Annotated in this window: 21 protein-coding genes; 12 read left to right on the top strand and 9 right to left on the bottom strand. The window is 66.6% G+C overall.

Going from position 1 to position 21303, the window contains the following annotated elements; translation table 11 throughout:
• The first annotated feature begins 52 nt into the window (after positions 1-52).
• Both D9V32_RS07375 and ptsP read left to right on the top strand, forming a co-directional pair.
• Positions 53-322, top strand: a complete 270-nt coding sequence (locus D9V32_RS07375; protein ID WP_121648259.1) for an HPr family phosphocarrier protein — start codon at positions 53-55, stop codon at positions 320-322.
• 14 nt (positions 323-336) lie between these two features.
• Positions 337-2040, top strand: a complete 1704-nt coding sequence (ptsP, locus tag D9V32_RS07370) for a phosphoenolpyruvate--protein phosphotransferase (RefSeq protein WP_121648443.1) — start codon at positions 337-339, stop codon at positions 2038-2040.
• 68 nt (positions 2041-2108) lie between these two features.
• Here ptsP and D9V32_RS07365 read toward each other — a convergent pair whose 3' ends face one another.
• A complete protein-coding gene (locus D9V32_RS07365; protein WP_121648258.1) occupies positions 2109-2690 on the bottom strand; it encodes a PH domain-containing protein in 582 nt (193 codons plus the stop codon).
• 79 nt (positions 2691-2769) lie between these two features.
• Positions 2770-3582 (bottom strand): biotin--[acetyl-CoA-carboxylase] ligase, encoded by an 813-nt coding sequence (locus tag D9V32_RS07360; protein ID WP_121648257.1) that lies wholly within the window; start codon positions 3580-3582, stop codon positions 2770-2772.
• Positions 3583-3701: 119 nt separating this feature from the next.
• Here D9V32_RS07360 and D9V32_RS07355 point away from each other — a divergent pair, with 119 nt between their 5' ends.
• From D9V32_RS07355 to D9V32_RS07325, 6 genes are all read left to right on the top strand, one after another.
• Positions 3702-5318 carry an acyl-CoA carboxylase subunit beta gene (locus D9V32_RS07355; protein ID WP_245982161.1) on the top strand — a complete coding sequence of 539 codons (1617 nt, stop codon included), beginning with the start codon at positions 3702-3704 and terminating at the stop codon, positions 5316-5318.
• Positions 5315-5542, top strand: a complete 228-nt coding sequence (locus D9V32_RS07350) for an acyl-CoA carboxylase subunit epsilon (protein ID WP_121648255.1) — start codon at positions 5315-5317, stop codon at positions 5540-5542. The genes D9V32_RS07355 and D9V32_RS07350 overlap by 4 nt, the downstream gene beginning before the upstream one ends.
• Before the next feature lie 827 nt (positions 5543-6369).
• A complete protein-coding gene (locus D9V32_RS07340) occupies positions 6370-6873 on the top strand; it encodes a hypothetical protein (protein ID WP_121648253.1) in 504 nt (167 codons plus the stop codon).
• On the top strand, positions 6873-7991 hold the full coding sequence (locus tag D9V32_RS07335) for a peptidoglycan-binding domain-containing protein (protein ID WP_121648252.1): 1119 nt from the start codon (positions 6873-6875) through the stop codon (positions 7989-7991). The genes D9V32_RS07340 and D9V32_RS07335 overlap by 1 nt, the downstream gene beginning before the upstream one ends.
• Positions 7982-8620: an ATP-binding cassette domain-containing protein gene (locus tag D9V32_RS07330; protein ID WP_121648251.1), complete on the top strand. Its 639-nt coding sequence runs from the start codon at positions 7982-7984 to the stop codon at positions 8618-8620. The genes D9V32_RS07335 and D9V32_RS07330 overlap by 10 nt, the downstream gene beginning before the upstream one ends.
• The gene (locus tag D9V32_RS07325; RefSeq protein WP_147440421.1) at positions 8595-9641 is read left to right on the top strand and encodes a hypothetical protein; all 1047 of its coding nucleotides are present in this window, start codon (positions 8595-8597) and stop codon (positions 9639-9641) included. Before D9V32_RS07330 ends, D9V32_RS07325 begins: the two co-directional genes overlap by 26 nt.
• 547 nt (positions 9642-10188) lie before the next feature.
• Here the strand turns inward: D9V32_RS07325 and D9V32_RS07320 are convergent.
• The 4 genes from D9V32_RS07320 to D9V32_RS07305 form a co-directional block, all read right to left on the bottom strand.
• On the bottom strand, positions 10189-11166 hold the full coding sequence (locus tag D9V32_RS07320) for a hypothetical protein (protein ID WP_121648249.1): 978 nt from the start codon (positions 11164-11166) through the stop codon (positions 10189-10191).
• Positions 11163-12404: a sensor histidine kinase gene (locus D9V32_RS07315; protein WP_183086222.1), complete on the bottom strand. Its 1242-nt coding sequence runs from the start codon at positions 12402-12404 to the stop codon at positions 11163-11165. The genes D9V32_RS07320 and D9V32_RS07315 overlap by 4 nt, the downstream gene beginning before the upstream one ends.
• 105 nt (positions 12405-12509) lie before the next feature.
• Positions 12510-13175: a response regulator transcription factor gene (locus D9V32_RS07310; RefSeq protein ID WP_121648247.1), complete on the bottom strand. Its 666-nt coding sequence runs from the start codon at positions 13173-13175 to the stop codon at positions 12510-12512.
• On the bottom strand, positions 13175-14446 hold the full coding sequence (locus tag D9V32_RS07305; protein WP_121648442.1) for a class I SAM-dependent RNA methyltransferase: 1272 nt from the start codon (positions 14444-14446) through the stop codon (positions 13175-13177). The genes D9V32_RS07310 and D9V32_RS07305 overlap by 1 nt, the downstream gene beginning before the upstream one ends.
• Positions 14447-14508: 62 nt before the next feature.
• Between D9V32_RS07305 and D9V32_RS07300 the strand changes: the two genes are divergently transcribed.
• The gene (locus tag D9V32_RS07300) at positions 14509-15171 is read left to right on the top strand and encodes a Maf family protein (RefSeq protein WP_121648246.1); all 663 of its coding nucleotides are present in this window, start codon (positions 14509-14511) and stop codon (positions 15169-15171) included.
• Positions 15172-15249: 78 nt separating this feature from the next.
• Entirely contained in the window at positions 15250-17022 is a 1773-nt protein-coding gene (locus tag D9V32_RS07295; RefSeq protein ID WP_121648245.1) for an acetyl/propionyl/methylcrotonyl-CoA carboxylase subunit alpha, read from the top strand.
• Between the two features lie 61 nt (positions 17023-17083).
• Here the strand turns inward: D9V32_RS07295 and D9V32_RS07290 are convergent, their stop codons facing one another.
• Together D9V32_RS07290 and D9V32_RS07285 are read right to left on the bottom strand one after the other, a co-directional pair.
• Positions 17084-18289 (bottom strand): MFS transporter, encoded by a 1206-nt coding sequence (locus D9V32_RS07290; protein WP_183086221.1) that lies wholly within the window; start codon positions 18287-18289, stop codon positions 17084-17086.
• 190 nt (positions 18290-18479) lie between these two features.
• Positions 18480-19052: a TetR/AcrR family transcriptional regulator gene (locus D9V32_RS07285; protein WP_245982158.1), complete on the bottom strand. Its 573-nt coding sequence runs from the start codon at positions 19050-19052 to the stop codon at positions 18480-18482.
• A 184-nt stretch (positions 19053-19236) separates the two neighbouring features.
• Here D9V32_RS07285 and D9V32_RS07280 point away from each other — a divergent pair, with 184 nt between their 5' ends.
• Both D9V32_RS07280 and D9V32_RS16215 read left to right on the top strand, forming a co-directional pair.
• Positions 19237-20784, top strand: coding sequence for an MFS transporter (locus D9V32_RS07280; protein WP_220700670.1), 1548 nt, complete (start codon positions 19237-19239; stop codon positions 20782-20784).
• A 66-nt stretch (positions 20785-20850) separates the two neighbouring features.
• Complete coding sequence (locus D9V32_RS16215) at positions 20851-21012, top strand: hypothetical protein (protein ID WP_183086220.1); 162 nt, start codon at positions 20851-20853, stop codon at positions 21010-21012.
• An 83-nt stretch (positions 21013-21095) separates the two neighbouring features.
• Here D9V32_RS16215 and D9V32_RS07275 read toward each other — a convergent pair whose 3' ends face one another.
• On the bottom strand, positions 21096-21278 hold the full coding sequence (locus tag D9V32_RS07275) for a hypothetical protein (RefSeq protein ID WP_121648242.1): 183 nt from the start codon (positions 21276-21278) through the stop codon (positions 21096-21098).
• Positions 21279-21303 lie beyond the last annotated feature (25 nt).

Raw genomic sequence — 21303 nt, 5'->3', positions numbered from 1 at the left:
ACGTTCGCCGCGCGGCGGGCTACCGTAAACACACCTACCAAAGGAGCACATCATGGCAACTCGTACCGCAATCATCGCCTCGTCCATCGGCCTGCACTCGCGGCCCGCCGCGATCTTCGTGGAGGCCGTCGAAGACTCGGGCCTCGAGGTTGAGATTGGCCGACCGGGCGAGCCCACCGTGGACGCCGGCAGCATCCTGGGCGTCATGGCGCTCGGTGCGCGCAACGGCGAGACCGTCGAGCTGACGGCCGAGGGCCCCGAGACTGAGGCCGTGCTCGACCGCCTCGTCGAGCTGCTGAACTCGGACCTGGACGCAGAGTGACGGGCATCGGTGCCGTGGCGGCCACCTCGGCGAGCGCTCCGACGGCGGGGGTCCGCCAGGGGGTCGGGGTGAGCCCCGGCTCCGCCTATGGCCCCGTGGTGCGGGTAGCGGCACCGGTGCAACCCCCGCAGAATGAGGCCGTGGCGGAGGACACTGCGGCAGCCTCGGAGGCCGCAATCGCGAGCTTTATGTTTGTGGCCGAGGATCTCGAGGCGCGCTCCGCCCAGGCAGATGCCACCGCCCGTGACGTACTCAAGGCCACCGCGATGATCGCCCGCGATCGTGCGCTGCACCGTGCGGTCACGAAGCACCTGGGCGAGGGCAACGGCCCGGCCACCTCGATCAACCTCGCGATCGACGAGTTCGCGGCAAAGTTTGAGGCGCTCGGCGGCTACTTTGCCGAGCGGGTCACCGACCTGCGTGATATCGGTTCGCGGGCGATCGCCCGGGTGCTGGGGCTGCCCGCTCCCGGGGTACCGTCCTTTAGCGTGCCGAGCATCATCGTGGCCGAGGATCTGGCACCCGCCGAAACCGCGACGCTCGACCGTTCACTGGTGCTCGGTATCGTGACGCGCGCCGGTGGGCGCACGAGCCACACCGCAATTCTTGCCGCCCAGATGGGTATCCCGGCCGTGGTGCAGCTCGCCGGGGCCACCGAGATTCCCGCTGGCACGCCGATCTCCCTGGATGGGGACACCGGCGAGGTCGTGGTTAGTCCCGATCCCGAGGCCGTGGCCAGTCAGCGGCTGCGTCGCGAGCGCCGGGCCGCGGCCCTCGCCGAGGTGTCCGGCCCCGGACGCACCCAGGACGGCCACCCGATAGCGCTACTCGCCAACATCGGCGGGGCCGAGGATGCCGAGCTCGCCGGGGCCGAGGATCTCGAGGGCGTGGGGCTGTTCCGCACCGAATTTGTGTTTCTCTCCGCCGCGCACGCGCCCACCCTCGAGGAGCAGACCGAGGTGTACCGCCGGGTCTTCACCCCCTTCGATGGTCGCCGGGTGGTTGTGCGAACCCTCGACGCCGGTGCCGATAAGCCGCTCGCCTTTGCCGATCTCGGCGAGGAGGAGAACCCGGCGCTCGGCCGCCGCGGTCTGCGCCTCTCCCAGGCCCTGCCCGAGCTGCTGGAAACCCAGCTGCAGGCACTCGCCGCGGCGGCCAGGCTCACCGGGGCGGACGTCCGGGTGATGGCCCCGATGGTCGCAACCGTGGCCGAGGCGCGCTGGTTTGCCGAGCGGGTCCGCGCCAACGGGCTGCCCAAGCCGGGTGTGATGATCGAGGTGCCCGCGGCGGCGCTGCGGGCCTCCCAGGTGCTCGCCGAGGTCGAGTTTGGCAGCCTCGGCACCAACGACCTGGCCCAGTACACGATGGCGGCCGACCGTATGGAGGGGGAGCTCTCCGAGCTGCTGGATCCCTGGCAGCCCGGGGTGCTCGACGTGATCGCGGCCGCGGCCAACGGGGCAAAGCAGGCGGGTAAGCCGCTCGGGGTCTGTGGCGAGTCCGCCGGAGATCCCCTGCTCGCGCTGGTGCTGGTGGGCCTCGGCGTCAGCAGCCTCTCGATGGCCACGAGCAAAATCCGCGGGGTACGACTGGCCCTCAAGACCCACACGATGGAGCACTGCGAGCGTCTCGCGGCGGCCGCCCTGGCCGCGGAGTCCCCCGCCGGTGCCCGCGAGGCCGTGCGCGCCGCGGCAACGCCCGAGCTGGTGGCGCTGCTCTAGTCTCGACACCCTGCGCACGCAAGAACGCGCATCACCCTCGGGTGGTGCGCGTTTTGTGTTCCGTGGGGCTAGAGGGTGCCGGAGTCCCGCGACGGCAGCGAGGGCACCACCTGGTTGACCTCGATGAGGTGGTGCAGGGTTTCGACGACCTGGCGGGCACCGGGGATCGCGACCAGCACGAGCGGGCGATCGGTGCCCGGGGTCAGCAGGATCGTGGCCGATCCCGAGGCCAGCTGCAGCGGACCACGGCGCGTGGCGATCTCGTAGCCGCGGCTGTGGAAGACCTCACGACGCTCACGCACGAGGAAGCCGCGGTGCATGACCACGCGGCGGGTGGTGATCGTGGTGCGCCGGTTGAGCCACACCAGGTAGGGCCACAGCACGAGGAACAGGAACACCGCGGCAGCGCCGCCGGTGACCATCCAGAACTCGGGGCCGGTGGGAAACCGGCTCACTCCGTAGGTGACCGCGGCGGGCAGGGCGATGAAGAGCAGCGAGGGGAGGATCAGAAAGCTTCCGTGCCGCCGCAGCCGGGCAACCACGCGCTCGGTGGGGACGCTGCTGGGCGTGGGATAGGCGGAGGAGCCAGCCGCGGATCCGAGGATCTGGGTGGCGTCCCCGGTCTCGGGACCACGGGTGTAATCGACCATGACCCATTCCTATCAGTTACCGAGGCGCAAAGCGGCATGGCTCGGCCATATTCCGCGGATTGGGCGCGGATTCCCGGGATTAGTCTTGGGTGCGCAGGTGGGTGATATCCCCCGCCGAGACGGTGTCTCGCTCACCGGTTTCGGTATCGAGGATGACGATCCGGCCGTCTCGGTCCAGGCGCTCTGCCCGGCCGAATCGGAAGCGTCCGCCGGGGAGTTCCACCCGCACGCTGCGGCCGAGGGTGTCGCAGCGTGCCTCGACCCGGCGGCGCAGCCCCGAGGCCTCGGCGTCGCCGCCACTGGCAACCAGGGCGTCATAGAGCTCGGCAAAGGTGGTGAGGTAGGCGTGCAGCAGGGCGTCGGCATCCGGATCGGCTCCGAGTACCGCCAGGGAGGTTGCGGTGTCGACCGGCAGCTGCTCGGCCGTCATCGCGGTGTTGATGCCGGTGCCGATCACCACCGAGGCGTCGGCGGTGATTTCGGCGAGTACCCCGCAGATCTTCTTGCCCGCGACCAGCACATCGTTGGGCCACTTGACCCGCGCATCCGGGGCCACTCCGGCGGCGCTCAGCCGGGAGTTCACGGCCTCTGCCATCGCGGTGCCGGCGAGGAGCGAGAGCCAGCCGTAGCTTCCCATCGGCAGTTTTCCCGCCGGGCGGATGAGGAGTGAGATGGCCAGACCGCTGCCAGATGGGGAAGACCAGGCGCGATCCAACCGCCCGCGCCCCGCCACCTGGGTGTCGGTCAGGAGCACGCTGAAGTGCGGCCACTGGGCCGAATCCGCGGTGGCCGCGGCCAGCAGATCGGCGTTTGTTGACCCGGACTCGCTGACCCAGCGCAGGCGCTGGGCGATCGCGGTCGAGCGGGGCAGGAGGGGTGCATCGGCGGTCATTCCCCCAGAATACGCGTGCCCCTCCCCCGGCGCTGAGTGATTCCCACAACGAAACACGAATCACACTGTAGGAACCAATGCACCCGCAAGCCGGGGGTGGGCGAGATAGAGTAATTCGTGTGACTGAATCTTTAGCCCAGCCGAACGCCGCCAGCGCGGCGGACCTCTCGACCACCGCCGGCCGTATCGCCGACCTTAAGCGTCGCTACGACGAGGCCGTAACCGCGCCGAGCGCGGCCGCCGAAGCCAAGCAGCACGCCAAGGGTAAGCAGACCGCGCGCGAGCGCATCGAACAGCTGCTCGACCCGGGCAGCTTCGTCGAGCTCGACGAGTTTGTGCGCCACCGCACCACCGCCTTCGGCATGGACCGCTCGCGCCCCTACGGTGACGCGGTTGTCACCGGAACCGGCACGATCCACGGCCGCCAGGTGGCCGTGTACTCGCAGGACTTCACCGTGTTTGGTGGCTCGCTCGGCGAGGTGGCCGGCGAGAAGATCATCAAGGTGATGGATCTCGCCCTGAAGACCGGTGTCCCGATCCTCGGCATCCTCGACTCCGGCGGCGCCCGCATCCAGGAGGGCGTGGTTGCCCTCGGTAAGTACGGCGAGATCTTCCGCCGTAACACCGCCGCCTCGGGTGTCATCCCGCAGATTTCGATCATCATGGGCCCGGCCGCCGGTGGTGCCGTGTACTCCCCCGCCCTGACCGACTTCGTCATCATGGTCGACAAGACCAGCCAGATGTTTGTGACCGGCCCCGACGTCATCAAGACCGTCACCGGCGAGGACGTCGGCATGGAGGAGCTCGGCGGCGCGCTCACCCACAACACCCGCTCGGGTGTGGCCCACTACCTGGCCGAGGATGAGTCCGACGCGCTCGACTACGCGCGCTCGCTGGTCTCCTACCTGCCGGACAACAACCTGGCCGAGCTGCCCGAGTACCCCACCGAGGTGGACCTCGAAACCAGCGATTCGGACCGCAAGCTCAACGTCCTGATCCCGGACTCCCCCAACCAGCCCTATGACGTCAAGACCGTCATTGAGCACGTGGTGGATGGCGGCGAGTTCCTCGAGGTGCAGCCGCTGTTCGCCCCGAACATCGTGATCGGTTTCGCCCGTGTCGAGGGCCGCCCGGTGGGTATCGTGGCGAACCAGCCGCAGGCCATGGCCGGCACCCTGAACATCGAGGCCGGCGAGAAGGCCAGCCGATTCGTGCGCTTCTGTGACGCGTTCTCGATCCCGATCCTCACCCTGGTTGACGTGCCCGGCTACCTGCCCGGCACCGACCAGGAATGGACCGGCGTAATCCGCCGCGGCGCCAAGCTGCTCTACGCCTACGCCGAGGCCACCGTGCCGCTGGTCACCGTGATCCTGCGCAAGGCATATGGCGGCGCGTACATCGTGATGGGTTCCAAGCAGCTCGGTGCCGACATCAACCTGGCCTGGCCCACCGCTGAGATCGCCGTGATGGGTGGTCAGGGCGCGGTTAACATCCTCTACCGCGGTGAGATCAAGCGGGCCGAGGAGGCTGGCGAGGACGTCGCCGCCGTTCGCACCAAGCTGGCCAACGAGTACACGTACAACGTGGCCAGCCCGTTCCTCGCCGCCGAGCGTGGCGAGCTGGACGGCGTGATCGAGCCGGCGGCCACCCGCGTCGCGGTGATCAAGGCCCTGCGCTCACTCAAGACCAAGCGTGCGAGCCTGCCGCCCAAGAAGCACGGAAACATCCCGCTGTGAGTGACGCAGGCCTGCCCGCCCCGGATCTGCGGTTCACCCGCGGCACCCCCACCGAAGAGGAGATCGCCGCGGTTTCGGCCGTGCTGACCCTCGCCCTGGCGGAGGAGGGTGCCCGCGCCGAGCGTCAGGAGAACACCTCGGTGTCGGCCTGGACCCGCTCGCAGCGTGCCGTGCGTGCACCGCTGCACCCCGGTGCCGGCCGCTGGCGTGGCTTCACCGGATAGTCCGCCGCTTTTTGCGTCCACGGCGCCCCCGCACCTCGCGTGTGGGGGCGCCGTGCTGTCGTATGACACGCCCGGAACCCCCGGTGAAATCGCGCCCCGGATCAGCGCAAACGTTTCCACTTTTGACAAAAACACCGTTTCGCTTGGCGTTCCGCGCGGTTTCCAGCAAAATAGACAACAGATGTGTGGTGGATACACCACTCGTCTACCAAGACACTCGTTCTAGGGTAAGAACAACGTCTTGGGGGGAGGATGGAGAGTCTATTCGGGTTAGACTCTTCAACCGGAACGGTCGGGGTTGTTCTTCGGAATGACTCCGACCGCTTTCTTTAACCGGTGGCGCGTGAACACTGCCATGCACCAAACACCTAGTATTCCCGGGGAAATCGCTTTGGGTGTTGCCGCTTCGATTTGTTGTGCATAGGTTTCAGACACACGAATCGAGAGGAAAATGCCATGCGCACATCCATTTCGCTGAGGTCTGGAGTCGTCACCCTCATTGCCTCCGCCCTGGTTCTGGTCGGGGCTACTCCCGCGTCAGCGCTGGGAAACAAAACCCTCAACTGCGCATGGTACGACCAAACTACCGGGTCTAGCACCGCGCAAATGGGTGGATTTACGACCAGCTCGAATGGCAATTGCGGCACAGCCAGCGTTCGGCTGGTCTATGGGGCGCGTGGGGAACCTCAGCGATTCTATACGGGTTGGAGTTACGACCCCTCCGTTGCCACGATCGGCCACCCCGGGCAGGGCTTGCTGGTCTATGGGGGTCACAATTCGGTGAGTAAACCGGCAGGACTATTTACTCAAAATCGGAACTATTCGACATGACCCGCCGAACACTCGTCTCAATCGCGATCCTGAGTGTGCTTCTCCTGAGCGGATGTGGTGTCACACCGATCGCATCGCCACCTCAGGAGGGAGAAGGCACCGCACCCGTCGCGCGCTCGAAGTTTCAGCTAGACGCCATGGCTGCTGAAACGGTGAGTGTGGACGATTACCGTCAGTCATTTGCGCGGTACTCCGAGTGTCTGCGCGTGGCCGGCTACTCACTCGATGATCGAGGAGAAACGGGTCAAATCATCGACTATGGCGTGCCCGAAGGTGCCGTAGACTCCGGGCAGGACCGCGAGTGCTACGAACGAGAGTTCGAGCTTGTGGACCGTTCGTGGCAGCTTGCGAATCGTGACAGTTCGGCGGTCATCCAGCTTCTTATTGGGTGCCTAGTCGCGAATCAGGTTGAGCCTCAAACGACAGAGGACGAGCTCTATCAGCAGGTGATTGCGGCCGGCATCGATCCGGCAACCTGTCTCTCCGGTGCCTCCCAATAATGGGCAAGAACCGTGCCATCTCAGACGGAGCTCTGTTCTCCGTCTGGCCGCTCACCCTGCTGTGGTTCGTCCCACTCCTGGTGTTTGCACTTGCGAGTTTTGTAATACCCACGGTTGAAAGTCTGCAGGTGCGCGCGGATCTCCCGGAGAGCGTGCGCGTGGGCTCGCGTGATCTTTCGTTTCCCCTCGCGGTGACGGCCCATTTCGAAATTGATGAGCAACCTCTGCTGCGGTCAAAGAGGAGCGGGATGGTGACCGACATTCAGCTTGTCGAACACGCATCGCTGACTCAGGGGCAGCGCCTGTTTGATCTGGATGGAGAGCCCGCATTCCTCTTTCTTGCCGATCGACCTCTCTACCGGGATCTTGCCCGCGGCGATGCCGGTAAAGATGTTGGTGAACTCACCCTTTTCCTGGCCGACACGGGTCTCCTTGCTCCGGGCCTGGTCGGAGAGAGGTTTACCCCGGCCGTAGAGCGAGCGGTGAAAAAGTGGCAGGGACGCCACTTTCTGCCACCAACCGGCAGCATGGATCATCGCTCCCTGCTTTTCCTCCCCCGGTCGGTAAATGCGCTGGAGAGCGTCTCGGTTGGTTTGGGAGATCCGGTTGAGGCCGGTTCGGAGATTGCCCGTTCAACGGCACGCACCGCGCGGGTTGAGTTCAAGCCCGTCGACGCAGCCGGCTCCCTGAACGACTTTGAGGATGCGCCCGTCACCGCCGAGTTCTCAGGCCAGAGTTTCGTACTCGCGTCTCCTCTCGTGCCCGAGTCGGAGGTCCAAGCCTTCTACGATGCGCTGCTCCGTGCGGGAGTGGATCTTTCGGATCCTGATCAGCTCGGCCGCAGCCTTGTTGCCACTGGAATTATTCTTCGGGTAGCTGATCCTCGCCGCGTTGCGGTCGCCCCTGCCACCACCGTTCATGTCTCATCCACCGGGAGGCAGTGCGTCTTCCTCGTCCCGGAAGAAGATGAAAAATCGCCACGCCCCATTGCAGTGCCACGGTCGGCGGCGGTCATCCCCGAGATCGGATATGTGATCGTGCCAGATTCGCTGGAGGGCCGTGAAATCCTGCGGGCCCCCTCTCACCTCCCGACCGAGGTGAGGGCCGAGTGCGAGTAGCTATTTCTCACGCCGCCATCTCGTTCGGAAGGAGGGATGTTTTCTCCCACCTGAGCGCGACCATTGAGCCGTCTCAAATAACCACGATTACCGGCCCCTCCGGCTCTGGTAAATCAAGCCTTCTCGCGGCTATCGGAGGGTACCTCCCACTCACTAGCGGCCACATAACGATTACTGACTCGCTGGGGCGAACGGTCCCCGAGCACACCTCGATAACGGCATGGGTGACCCAGGGGACAAACGCTCTCCCCCACCGGAGTGTGCTGGACAATGTCATGATGGGATCGTTGTCGGCCGGTGAGCCCCGGCAACGTGCGCGCGAACGAGCGCACGATCTCCTTGCTACCGTCCGAATTGCGCACCTAGCCACGTTCCGGGCCAAGCTGCTTTCCGGTGGTGAATTGCAACGACTCGCGCTCGCGCGGGCCCTTGCCACGAATAGGCCTCTACTTCTTGCGGATGAACCGTCCTCAAGCCTGGATCTCGCGAACACGCTCGCTCTCGCAGAGATTCTCAGAGCCCTCTCGACCACGGCTACCATCATCATCGCCACCCATGATCCCGTGCTCGTCGCTTCAGGCGATGCCACCATCGATATCCGCGATGCGTCTGAACATCGTGAAACGTAGCTGGAATAAGCGGGACATCCTTACGGAAGCACGACGGAACCTATTCAGCGATGATCGAAGAATGGGGCTGCTACTCGCTTATGCCGTGCTTGCGGGTGTGTTCGTTAGCTCATTCTCGTCGTATCGGGACCAGAGCTTTACGCAGGAGATGTTACGGCAGAATCAGCTGGGTAGAAACGTCGTCACGTTTCTGTCTTCCTCACCTGATGCGGCTGCCAAAATCGACCGAACGTCCTGTGAGGCTCTCTCCGTTCGGCCCGATGTCCAACGATCAGGGCTCCTCCAACCGGATCGAATCGAGAATGTCTCAGGAATCGACCCCCGCGTGCACATCTACCGGGCGAGCGTCACACTCTTTCCCGGCCTTGAGCGCTATGACGCGCTGATTGGTTCGGTGCTCGGCGCTGATAATCGCCCCGCCCTGATTGGAATAGCCGGTGGGGCGCGCTCTGCGGCGGTGTTGCCGAAGCAGCCCCGTGGGCTAGACGTGAACACCGGAATAGTCCTTCCCCTCTCCCCGAACGTGCGCGAAGGAGAGGCGTGCATCGTTCAGTTCTCGGAGAATGCCGATATCACTGGGCAAACCAAGGATGCTGCGCTCAGCCTCAGCGTCTCTGAGTCTTCGCTTGGCGCGAATACGAGTCTTGAGGCCGTAACGAACCCCGTCATGGACTATCTCACGCGCACGGAGCGTTTCTTGCCCGTGGCCCTCGGCACAATCGGCGCGTTGCTCTCCGGCGTTGTACTGCGAGCACGCACCAGCGAGTTTTCCACTTATCGGCTCAGCGGGACCTCTCGGGCAGTGCTCTTCAGCATCATCTCTTGCGAACAGTTAATCGTCTCAGGCATCTTCTTCATGTCAACGGCACTGTCGCTGTCGGTGCTTTACTCGACCTTCGTCTCCCCTGTGGCCATGCTCCTCACGGCGGTAGCTGCGAGCGCTGCGTGGTGTGTGGCAGGCGCCCCCTTTGCCCTCGGTCAGATCGCAAGAGATCCGATTACCCAGGCTAAAGAGCGGTGACATATGCGATGTGATTAGCCGAATTGTGATCGGAGTTGGTGCGGGTATGACCCGCAGACTGCGCAGACCCGCATACGATCATTCGCAACAGCAGGCTTTCTGATACGGGATCAAGGATGATTAACCATGAAAAGAACTATTGCAGGTTCGGTACTGACAATGACGGCGGTCGCCACGTTTCTCCTCGGAACGGCGACACCCGCGAATGCGGTGGGAAACAAGACCATGGATTGCACCCGTGACGCCCAGACAACCGGTTCGAGTAGTAGGACGAACGGGGGTTTCACAACCGACGGGGTAGTCTGTGGAACGGCTGGTGTGCGTCTCGTATATGGAGCACGGGGTGAACCTCAACGCTTTTACGGCCCGTGGGCGTACAGCACGAGCGTCGCACACGCGCCTCATCCGGGCTCGGGCGTCATCGTCTATGGTGGGCAGCACGGTGTGAGCAATCCCTCCTCGTGGTACAACTCGGCAAAAAACTACACCACCTAGAGGCACCGGGCTCTAGATCGTCGTGAGAGTAGTTAACGGGCTCGTGTGGCCGCTACGCGACCCGCGGCACCTGGGTGCGGAACTTGAGCTCGTCCTCGCCGTGTTCATCCGGTGCGATACCGACGATGGTGACGGCGATCTCACCGGTACCGGTGCGGATGACCATCCGGCCGTTGTGAAGTTTGCCCAGCGCATCGGCGATCACGTCGGCGATCTGTTCCCGACGCTCGGCGGGCACCCCGGCCAGGCCGTCCTCGTCGAAGAGGTCAACGCGTACGCCGCGGCGACGCGCGTCGAGGGCGGCGGCACGTACCCGATCGCTCAGGAGTCCGCCGCCGCGGATCTCGTCGCGCAGGCCGGCCTCCAGCAGCACCGCCTCGGCACGGCCCTCATCATCAAGGTTTCCCGCGCTGCGCACGATCTCGCGCAGCATCGGGGCCGCACGCAGCTGGGTTTGGCGCAGTCGGTGCAGGCGGACGCCGCGGTAGGCGTCCTGCCCGGCGCGCAGCAGGGTGGTTTCCCGGCTGGCCTGCATGAGGCGGGCGTTGTCGCGCTCCAGGCGGCGCATGGCGCGGCTCAGGAGGCTCGCACCAACCATCCACACCACCGAACCCGGCAGACCGATCCCCATGGCGCCCGCGGGGCCGGCCCAGGCCATCGCAATCGCGATCAGTACCCCGGTGCCCACCCACGCGGTCAGTTCGCGCCCGCGCACCAGCGTGATCACCATGATCGTGCCGATGGCGGCGATCGGCCAGGTCGCGTAGCCATTGACGGCGTGGGGATCGAGCGGCGGGAGCACGAGCAGCAGTACCACCCCGGAAACCAGGACGTTGAGCACCGCCACCACCAGGGGCAGGCGCTTGCCTCCGGGCAGCGCCAGGCTCAGCACCGATATCCCGAGGTACAGGGCAATCGCGATCAGGACCGGCGGGGTCGAGGGGTTGCGATCGAGGTGGGTGAGCGCGAGGATTCCGTGCAGCAGGGAGAATACCCCGGCGAGCACGAGCAGGGGGGCGCGGCGCATCATGAGGCGGTCTCCACGGGGTTCCAGGAGAGCACAACCCGGGTGCCTCGATCCGGGGCGGAGAGCACCCGCACCTCTCCTCCCACGGATTCCACTCGGCCACGAATCGATACCCGTACGCCGAGGCGTCCCGGTGCGATCTGATCGGGCTTAAATCCGCGCCCGCGGTCGATCACCTCGATCACGAGGCCCCCGTTTTCCGTCGGGCGCAGCGTCAGCTGCCGCGGCACCGCGGCGTCTCCCGCGTGCTGCACGCTGTTCGTCAGTGCCTGGGTGGCCGCCTGGATGAGCGCGTGTGCCACCTCGGCCGGGAGGGCACCGGTGAGCAGGCCGTACCGCTGAATGAGCACCGGGGCCTCAAGCAGCGCAATGGTCTCGGCGAGGCGCTTATGGACGTCCTCGAGCGGGATTTTTTCTTCGAGCGGGGCGGCGAGCGCCACGGCCGTGGTGAGGCGCACGATGGCGTCATCGGCCATATCGCGCGCCACATGCTGCTGCTGGGGCGAGTGCGCCTGCACGGCGGCGCTCAGGCTGGCCAGTACCGTGTCGTGCACCAGGGCGTCCACCTCGGCACGCTCGAGCTCCTGCGCGGCCCGCTCCACGGTGCCGCGATACTGTTCGAGCGCCAGGCGCGCGGTGGTGTCGATCTTGCGCACGGAGGAGCGGAAGAGATCGACCAGGATCACCACGAGCGCACCCAGGGTGAGCGAGAACACGGCGTCCATCATCGGCTCGCGGGCGGCCGCGGTGAAGCCCTCGTGCACCACGCCGCTGGCACCGACGAGCAGCGCGATCAGCACCGTGTACCAGAGCGCGATGGTGCGGCCAAACGGCTGCGCAACGCAGGCGCTCGCGACGGTGCAGAGGTACCAGATCCAGGAGGGCTGATCGAGCGGGTTGGGCACAAAACGCACCCACAGCAGCACCGCGATGAGATAGCCGACCACAAACATCAGGCTTGCCCAGCGCTGGATCCGCGGCCAGGGTGTGGTGAGCACCACAAACGCCAGCGGGACGAGCTCGAGAAGGGCCACCGCCCAGCCGATGATCGGCAGGTCGAAGCGCTGCACGCCGTCGGCGAGGATCCCGGTGAGCGCCAGGATTCCGTACAGCAACCCGATCAGGCCGATACAGATCGCGATCCAGCGCTCGACCCGGTGGGCACCGAGCGAACTGACCGCGGCGATCGAGTTGAGCTCGCGGCCGAGCCGGGTCGATTCCTCGGCGCGCGTGACACTCACGCCCGGGAACGTCACCATGCGCGGCTCACCAGGGTGTCGGCGACCACCGCGGCGAACGCGGTGTCCACGGACGCGGCTCCCGCGGGCCCGGGGCCCGCGACGGAGCTACGCGCCCGGGGTGGCGTCACCGGTGGCACCGGGCAGGTCTTCGAGAATGCCGTCCTCCACCGCGCGACGCAGCAGCTCAAGCTTGGTGCGGGCGGGGCGCCCGACCTCCACGTACTTTGCGCGAATACGGTTCAGGTATTCCTTGACCGTGGAGGGCGCGATGCCGAGCTCCACGGCCACGTCCTTCAGCGGCAGGCCGGATGCGTAGAGGTTGAGCACGTCGCGCTCGCGCGGCCCGAGCTGGGCGACGGCGAACTGGCGGTCGGCCTCGATCGCGCTCGCCCACTCAACGTTGGTGAGCGGGCCGCCACCGGCGACGGTTTCGATCGCCGCGACCACGTCGTGCGCGGGCGAGGATTTTGGAATCACGCCCGCGGCACCGGCGGCAAGGGCCTCACGCACGAGGTTTACCCGGTCGGCGATGCTGTGGATCAGCACGGCAGCACCGTCCTGAGAGACGGCGCGCACGTTGTCGGAGACGCTTGATCCGTCTCCGAGGGAGAGATCGAGCACCACGACGTCCACGGGAATGTGGATCTCGAGGAACTCGGCAACGCCCGCGGTGCTGGACACGATGCGGTGCCCCGCGGCCGCACACACGGCCTGCAGGCCGAGGCGTACCGACTCGTGGTCATCGATGACGGCAATGCGAATAGCAGCCATTATGCAAGATCCGTTCTGACGAGCGAGGCGACGGCCTCGACGTGGTGGGTGTGCGGGAAGAGGTCGTGGCCGGTTACGCCGGTGAGGGTGTATCCGGCGGCGGTGAGCTGGCCGAGGTCGCGGGCCAGGGCCACCGGGTCGCAGGCGACGTAGATGAGCTGAGCGGGGGCGAGCTCCACCAGCTGCTCCACGACGCGCTTGCCGGCACCCGCGCGCGGAGGATCCAGCACCACGGTACCGGCCGCGATGCGGTCGCGAGCAGCGCCTCCGGCGGTGGCGAGCAGTTCGTCCAGGAACTGGTCGACCCGGCCGGTCTGAGCCCGGGCACCGACCCACTCGGCGAGGTTTTCGCCGGCGTGGGTGGTGGCGCGCTCGCTCGCTTCGACGCTCGTGATGCGGGTGCCCGCACCGAAGCGGTCACCGAGCGCGGCGGCGAGGAGGCCCACGCCACCGTAGAGGTCGAGGTTGCCCGCGGCGGGGTCGAAGAGGCCGCGGTTGACGGCGTTCTGCACGGCCTCGGTCAGCACCTGGGCGGCACCGTGGTGCACCTGCCAGAAGCCGTTTTCGGCCAGGCGGAACTCGCGCCCGCCCACGGTCTCCACGATGGTGGGGGCGTCCGCGGCGGCGACCGGCGCACGGCCACGGCGACGCTGCTGCGCGCGCAGGCTCACGCGGGTTTCGCCGCCGGAGGTGCGCAGGATGTCGATCGAGGCGGTGCCGGCGGGCACACCGGAGCGCGGGATCTGCGCGGCAATGTCTGCGTGAGCGAGGGGCAGATCGGGCACCTCGATGACGGTGTGGCTGCCGGCGGCGTAGGGGCCGACCCGGCCCGCGTCATCCACCTGCAGGCTCACCCGGGTGCGCCAGCCGAGGCCGTTTGCCGCGTCATCACCGGGCACGGCGGACACGGTAACGGGCAGGTCGATGCCGGCGAACCGGGACAGCGCCTCGGTGACCACGGTCTCCTTGAGGCTGCGCTGATGCGCGAGGGCGATGTGGCCAAACTCGGCACCGCCGGCACGCTCGGCCGGGTCGCGATCCACACTCGCCGACGCCCACACGTGGTCGCGGCGGTGCTCGGAGGCGCTGAGCACCTCGACGGTGTCGGCCTCCCAGAAGCTCGACTTCTGCCGACGCACGCGCGCACGCACGCGCTCACCGGGGATGGCGTCGGAGACGAACACCACGCGCCCCTCGTGCCGGGCAATAAACACCCCGCCGTGGGCTACGTTGGTTACATCAAGCTCAAGAAACTGGGAATCAGGTTGCACACTCACCCTCTGAGCTTCCCACGTTTTGCCCGCCGCAACCTACTTTTGTGCCAAGGAACGTCATGACTCTCTACCTCGCCTCGACCTCCCCCGCCCGGCTCATGCTCCTGCGCTCCGCGGGAATCGAACCGGTCGTGATGCCCTCCCACGTGGATGAGCCCGCGGCGGTCGCGGCGGCGGAGGCCATTTCCGGGCCACTGACCACCCCGGAAATGGTGGCGCTGCTCGGCCGGGCGAAGGCGGAGGCGGTGACCACGGATGCCGAGGGTGCCCCCCTGAATGGGTATGTGCTCGGTGGCGACAGCTCGTTTGAACTCGACGGTGTGTCCCAGGGCAAGCCGCACACCGCAGAGAGGGCGACCGCGCGCTGGCACGCCCAGCGAGGACGCACCGGCACCCTGTATTCGGGTCACTGGCTGATCGAGTATCGCGATGGCGTGGCGGGTGCCGCAACCGGTGCGGTGGCGCAGGCCACCGTAACCTTTGCCGAGAACATCACCGATGCCGAGATCGACGCCTATGTCGCGTCGGGCGAGCCGCTGTGGGTGGCGGGGGCGTTCACCCTCGACAGTCTGGCCGGGGCGTTCATCTCCGAGATCTCCGGTCACCCATCAACCGTTATTGGACTTTCCCTCCCACTATTACGCGAATCCTTCGCCGAATTAGGGGTGGAATGGACGGACCTCTGGAACCGTTCGGGTGCCCTCGGCGAGATGGAACTGTAGGGTTTCACGCAATCCAATTCACTTTTTTGTGAGAGTCAACCAAAGCCAGGGGCCAAAGGCGTCGTAGGCTAGGGGACTGTGCCCCGTATTTCTAAAGTTCTCATCGCCAACCGTGGCGAAATTGCCGTCCGTGTCATTCGTGCTGCTCGCGACTCCGGAATCGGTTCCGTCGCGGTCTATGCAGACCAGGATCGTGACGCCCTCCACGTTCGCCTCGCTGATGAGGCCTACGCGCTCGGCGGCAGCACCAGCGCCGAGACCTACCTCGTTATCGACAAGCTGCTCTCGGTAGCCCGTCGCTCCGGTGCCGACGCCGTGCACCCGGGTTACGGCTTCCTCGCCGAGAACGCCGATTTTGCCCGCGCCGTAATCGGTGCCGGTCTCACCTGGATCGGTCCGAGCCCGGATGCCATCGAGCTCCTCGGCGACAAGGTGTCCGCGCGTCACGTAGCCGAGAAGGTGGGCGCTCCGCTCGCCCCGGGCACGCTGAACCCGGTTTCCGGTGCCGAAGAGGTGCTGGCGTTCGTGGATGAGTTTGGCCTGCCGGTCGCGATCAAGGCCGCCTTCGGTGGCGGTGGACGCGGCCTGAAGGTGGCCCGCACCCGCGAGGAGGTGCCGGAGATGTTTGACTCCGCCACCCGCGAGGCCGTGGCCGCGTTCGGCCGTGGCGAGTGCTTCGTGGAGAAGTACCTCGATCAGCCCCGTCACGTCGAGACCCAGTGTCTCGCCGACGCCGAGGGCAACGTTGTTGTGGTGTCGACCCGCGACTGCTCGCTGCAGCGTCGCCACCAGAAGCTCGTGGAGGAGGCTCCGGCACCGTTCCTCACCGACGAGCAGAACGCCCTGCTGTATGCCGCGTCCAAGGCCATCCTCAAGGAGGTTGGCTACCAGGGTGCCGGTACCTGCGAGTTCCTCATTGGTAAGGACGGCACCGTTTCGTTCCTCGAGGTCAACACCCGCCTGCAGGTGGAGCACCCCGTGTCCGAAGAGGTCACCGGGATCGACCTGGTGCGCGAGCAGTTCCGCATCGCCGAGGGTGGCCTGCTCGACTATGACGACCCCAAGCCCGAGGGGCACTCGTTCGAGTTCCGCATCAACGGTGAGGACCCGGGCCGTAACTTCCTGCCGCAGCCCGGCCCCATCAGCGTCTTCAAGACCTTCGGTGGCCCCGGCATCCGTCTCGACTCCGGCGTGACCGCCGGCGATGAGATCTCCGGTGCCTTCGACTCGCTGATCGGCAAGATCATCGTGACCGGTAAGACCCGTCAGGAGGCGCTCGAGCGTTCGCGCCGTGCCCTCGACGAGTTCGAGGTTGCCGGTCTGCCGACCGTGCTGCCCTTCCACCGCAAGATCGTGCGCGACCCCGCATTCGTGGGTGCCGATGGCACCTTCGGCGTGTACACCCGCTGGATCGAGACCGAGTTCGTGAACGACATCGAGCCGTGGGATGGCGAGCCGCAGGCGCTCGGTGCCCCGGCCGGCCGCAACACCGTGGTGGTTGAGGTTTCGGGCAAGCGCCTCGAGGTCAGCCTCCCCGACTCGGTGCTGCCCGTGCAGAACTCCGGTGCCCGTAAGCTCGCAACCCCGCCCGCCCGCCGCGGTGCTGGCGCGAGCTCGGGTGCCCGCGCCACCGGCGACTCGGTGGCCTCGCCCATGCAGGCGACCATCGTGAAGGTGGCCGTGGAGGAGGGCCAGAAGGTCGTCAAGGGCGACCTCGTGCTCGTCCTCGAGGCCATGAAGATGGAGCAGCCGATCACCGCCCACAAGGACGGCCTGATCAGTGCCATCAACGCCACGGTTGGCTCGACCGTCTCGGCCGGTCACGTCCTGCTGAACATCGTCGACGCGTAACCACTCCGGTAACGCACAGCGCCCCGGCCGAGAGTACTCGGCCGGGGCGCTGTGCGTTCCCCTAGATGCGAGCCGAAGCCCACCGTGGGTGAGACGTTCGCGACAGCGGTGCCGCGACCAGGAGGAGCACCAGCGACACCGCGCCGATGGCCAGGAACGATGAGCCAGGCCCGACCCCCTGAATGACGAAGCCCGCGAGCGCCGTGCCCGCCGTACCGCCGACATTGTGCGCGGTGTTTACCCAGGTGGTGGACTCGGTGCGGCGCAGTTCGCCGCCAAAGTCCTGAGACGCCAGATACGCAACGATCATCACCGGTGAAAAGAAGAGCCCGGCGGCGATCACCGTGGTAATCAGCCAGGCGGGATGACCGGACACCATCGCGAGCGAGGACAGCAACACCAGGGCACCGCTACAGCCCAGGAGCTGTGCCCGCGAGGACGCCGTCAGGCGCAGCGCCCCAAAGATGAGACCGCCGAGGGCGCTCGCCCCGGCAAACAGGCCCAGCGCGATGCCCGCGGTGGCGGCACCCTCCGCACCGGGGAAGGCCGCGGGGAGCGCGATGGTCAGGTTGCCCGAGATCAGGCCGGCAACGGCCACCGGCAGGAGCAGCCCGAGAAAGCGCGGATCACGAAAGGGTGAGGGGGCACGCTGTTGCGAGGGAACCGGCGCGGCCAATGCCTCCGCATCGGGTGTTTCCGTGGCATCGGGTGTTTCCACCGCCGCAGCGGCCCGCGGCCGATATCCGGGCGAAAAGGCAAACAGCGCCGCGCCCACCATGACGAGACCGGCGGGTACCAGCATCACGGCACCGGGCACCCACACCGCCAGGAGCAGGCCGGACACGGCCGGGCCCACCAGGTAGAGCATCTCCTCCACCACCGCGTCGAGGCTGAGGGCACGGCGACGGAGATCCGGATCCGCCGCCATCTCGGACCAGGCAACCCGCATCGCCGGGCCGATCGGTGGCGCGACCGCTCCGGCGAGACCCGCGAGCACCGTCATCACGGTGCCGGGCCAGGTGCCAAACGCTCCGAGGGCCAACAGGATCAGCGTGCCACCGTAGGCCAGGGCGAGGCACAGGAGCACCCACCGCCGGTCGAAACGATCGATGAGGCGCGCACGAAACGGGGCGAGGCACGCTGCGGTGGCTCCGCAGACGGCCACCGCGAGGCCCGCCACGGCGACCGAACCGGTGGTGGACTGAACGGCAAAGAGCAGGGGAAGAAAAACGAGTGCGTAGGCCGAGCGACCGACCGTTGCGCTCAAAAACGTCAGGGGGACAGCGGGTAATGCGAGCACGTCAAAATAGCGTGCATTCCGCGATGAATGCATCGAAAAACTCCAGGCAGGGGCGCACACGGGCGCGATGAATGATGGGTCAAGCTACCGAAGAAACGGGAGCGACCAATCAATCACGGGTGCTGGGCATGCCCACAGCCTAGCAGCAGGGAAACGCCTACGCGTGGGCGGTACGGATGCCGTCGAAGGCGAAGCCGAGCACGCGCTCGCCCTGTTCCTCGGTTTCGTAGGCGACGCCGGCGACGCCCACCACGAGGCGGATCACGTCGGCGATCTCGACGTCCGGGCGCACGAGTCCCGCCTTCTGGGCGTTCTCCAGCAGGGGCTCCCCCGCCGCGTACATCGCGGTACGGCAGCACAGCATGGTTTCCGAGCCGCGGTTCAGGCCATCCAGCAGTGCGCGCTTGGTTGCGAGGAACGGAATGAACTCGCGCAGCCACGCCTCAAACGCGGCCCACTCGCTGCCGCCATCCTCCAGGTGGTCATCGGCCTTACGGCACAGCACGAGCACCTCGGAGGCGTAAACGCGCTCGATGAGATCTTCCCGGGTGGGGAAGTTGCGATAAAGCGTGCCGATGCCCACGCCCGCGCGGCGCGCGACCTCTTCCAGGGAGGCGGTAATGCCCTCCTCACGGAAGACCACCTTCGCGGTGTCAATCAGCGCGTCATAGTTGCGGGCCGCATCGGCGCGGTGGGGTCTGCTGGTTTCAACCAACGCCTCGAGTTCCACCAATTTTTTCTCCAACACTTGCGAACCGGAGGAACCCTCCGGTAATCTAAGAGCATGCCTCCGGTAATCCAGGAGGACGCCTCCACTTTACTCCTCGTGCAGGCCATAATCTACCCTTCGGCACGACACTCCGACTCGCCACCAGCAGCCCGAGCGTTCGAGTCGTTTCTGAAAGGTCCCCACCGTGTCGACCACGATTCGTCGTCCACTCACCCTCATCTTCATCATCCTCGCCATCGCCTCCGCGGCGATGTCGATGCTGCAGTCGCTGCTGAACCCCGCACTTCCGCTGATCCAGCACGAGCTGAACACCACTCAGACCGCCACCACCTGGATCCTGACGGCCTGGGCGCTCTCCGCCGCCGCCAGCACCCCGCTGGTGGGCCGAATGGGAGACCTCTTCGGCAAGAAGCGCACCATCCTATTCGCCCTCGGCGCGATCGTGGCCGGCAGCATCCTGGCCACCTTCGCCCCGAGCATCGGCCTGCTCCTCGCCGGCCGCGTGCTCCAGGGCCTCGGCGGGGCGGTCTTCCCGCTGGCCTTCGGCCTCATCCGCGAAAACTTCCCAACCGCCCGGGTCGCCGGCGCCGTGGGCATCATGTCCTCGGTGATCGCCGTGGGTGGCGGACTCGGCAGCGTGCTCGCCGGCCCGATCGTGGACGCCCTCGGCTGGCGCGCGCTGTTCTGGCTGCCCGCCACCGTGGTCGCGGTCGTTGCAATCGGTGCCGCGTTTGTGCTCCCCGAATCCGAGGATCGACCCGGCGGTCGCCTGCGCCCACTCGGTGCAGTGCTCCTCGCCGGTTGGCTCGTTGCGCTCCTTCTCCCGCTGTCCAATGGCTCGCGCTGGGGCTGGGCGTCACCGCTCACCATCGGCCTGTTTGTGCTCGCGGCCGTCCTGATCTTCGCCTGGATCCGCATCGAGGCCAGCTCCCCCACCCCGATCGTCGACATGAAGATGATGCGGCTCCCCGCGGTCTGGACCACCAACCTGGTGGCCTTCCTCTTCGGTGCCGGCATGTTCGCGATGATCGCGTTTGTGCCCCAGTACGTGCAGACAAACCCCGCCGAGGGCTACGGATTCGGTGCGACCCTCACCCTGGCCGGCCTCGTCATCCTGCCAATGACCGTGGGCATGGCCGTGGGTGGCGTCTTCAGCGCCCCGCTGACCCGCTCATTCGGATACCGCCTGCCGCTCATGCTCGCCAGCGCGATGGGCGCCATCGGTTCCGCACTGATCGTGATTGAGCACTTCGCGCTCTGGCAGATCGCCCTCGCCTGCGGTATCTATGGCCTCGGCCTCGGCATCGCCTACGCGGCCCTCACCAACGTGATCGTCGGTGCCGTACCCGCCCACCAGACCGGCGTGGCCACCGGCATGAACACAAACATTCGTACCGTCGGCGGGGCCGTCGGTACCGCGGTCTTCGGCGCAATCGTCACCTCCACCGCAAACGGTGAGGGCATCCCCACCGCCGCGGGCTACACCGCCGGATTCGTGTTCATCACCATCACCGGCATCGCCGCCACCGCCGCGGCAGCGCTCATCCCGCGCCGCCGCCCGGCACCCACCGAAACCCGAGAGGAACTGCGGGACGAGGCCCTCGAGGCTGAAGCCGCGGTGGTTATCGCCGCCGCCGGTGCCGCACTGCCCGCGACCGAAATCCCCGGCATCGAAATCGCCCGCGATCTCGATGCGGCCCCCGACCACCGCGACGGCGTCGCCGTCCGGTAACCCGGCCTCGGCGCCTCGGCCCGAGACCATCCACACCAGCAATTCCGAAGGGAGCATCAACACACGATGATCACCACAGCCCTCCGCCTCGGCGAGGCCGTTCGCGGCCTCTGGAATGACATGCGCGACTCGGCCTATCTGCGCCGCGCACTCCGCGAAACCGATTCCCCGATGGAATCCGCGGACGACTCCGTGCCCCTCAAACCCGGAGCACCCTGCATCGCATAACGCGTCAGTGCGGAACACCCACGGGTGCACCGCTCCCCACACCACGAAGGCCCGGATCCAGAGGATCCGGGCCTTCGTTTTGTCTATACTTCCGAGTCAGCGGGCAGCTCGTGGGCGTCTGGATCGTCCACGTGGGTGGCTGCCCCGTATTTGGTGGCCCCGCCCTCATCGGTCCAGTCGCTCCCGACCTCATCGCTGTGTGCCGGATCCGACACGTGGTCGTGCTCCGCGTTTCCGCCGTTGGTGCCCTCGGTCTGTGCGCTCATGTCACTCCTCTCGCCGTTCTGAGGC

It is taken from the genome of Mycetocola tolaasinivorans (assembly GCF_003667565.1).
GTDB lineage: Bacteria > Actinomycetota > Actinomycetes > Actinomycetales > Microbacteriaceae > Mycetocola > Mycetocola tolaasinivorans.
The sequence above is the reverse complement of the archived record's forward strand: the minus strand, read 5'-3'. Positions and strand labels throughout refer to the sequence as shown.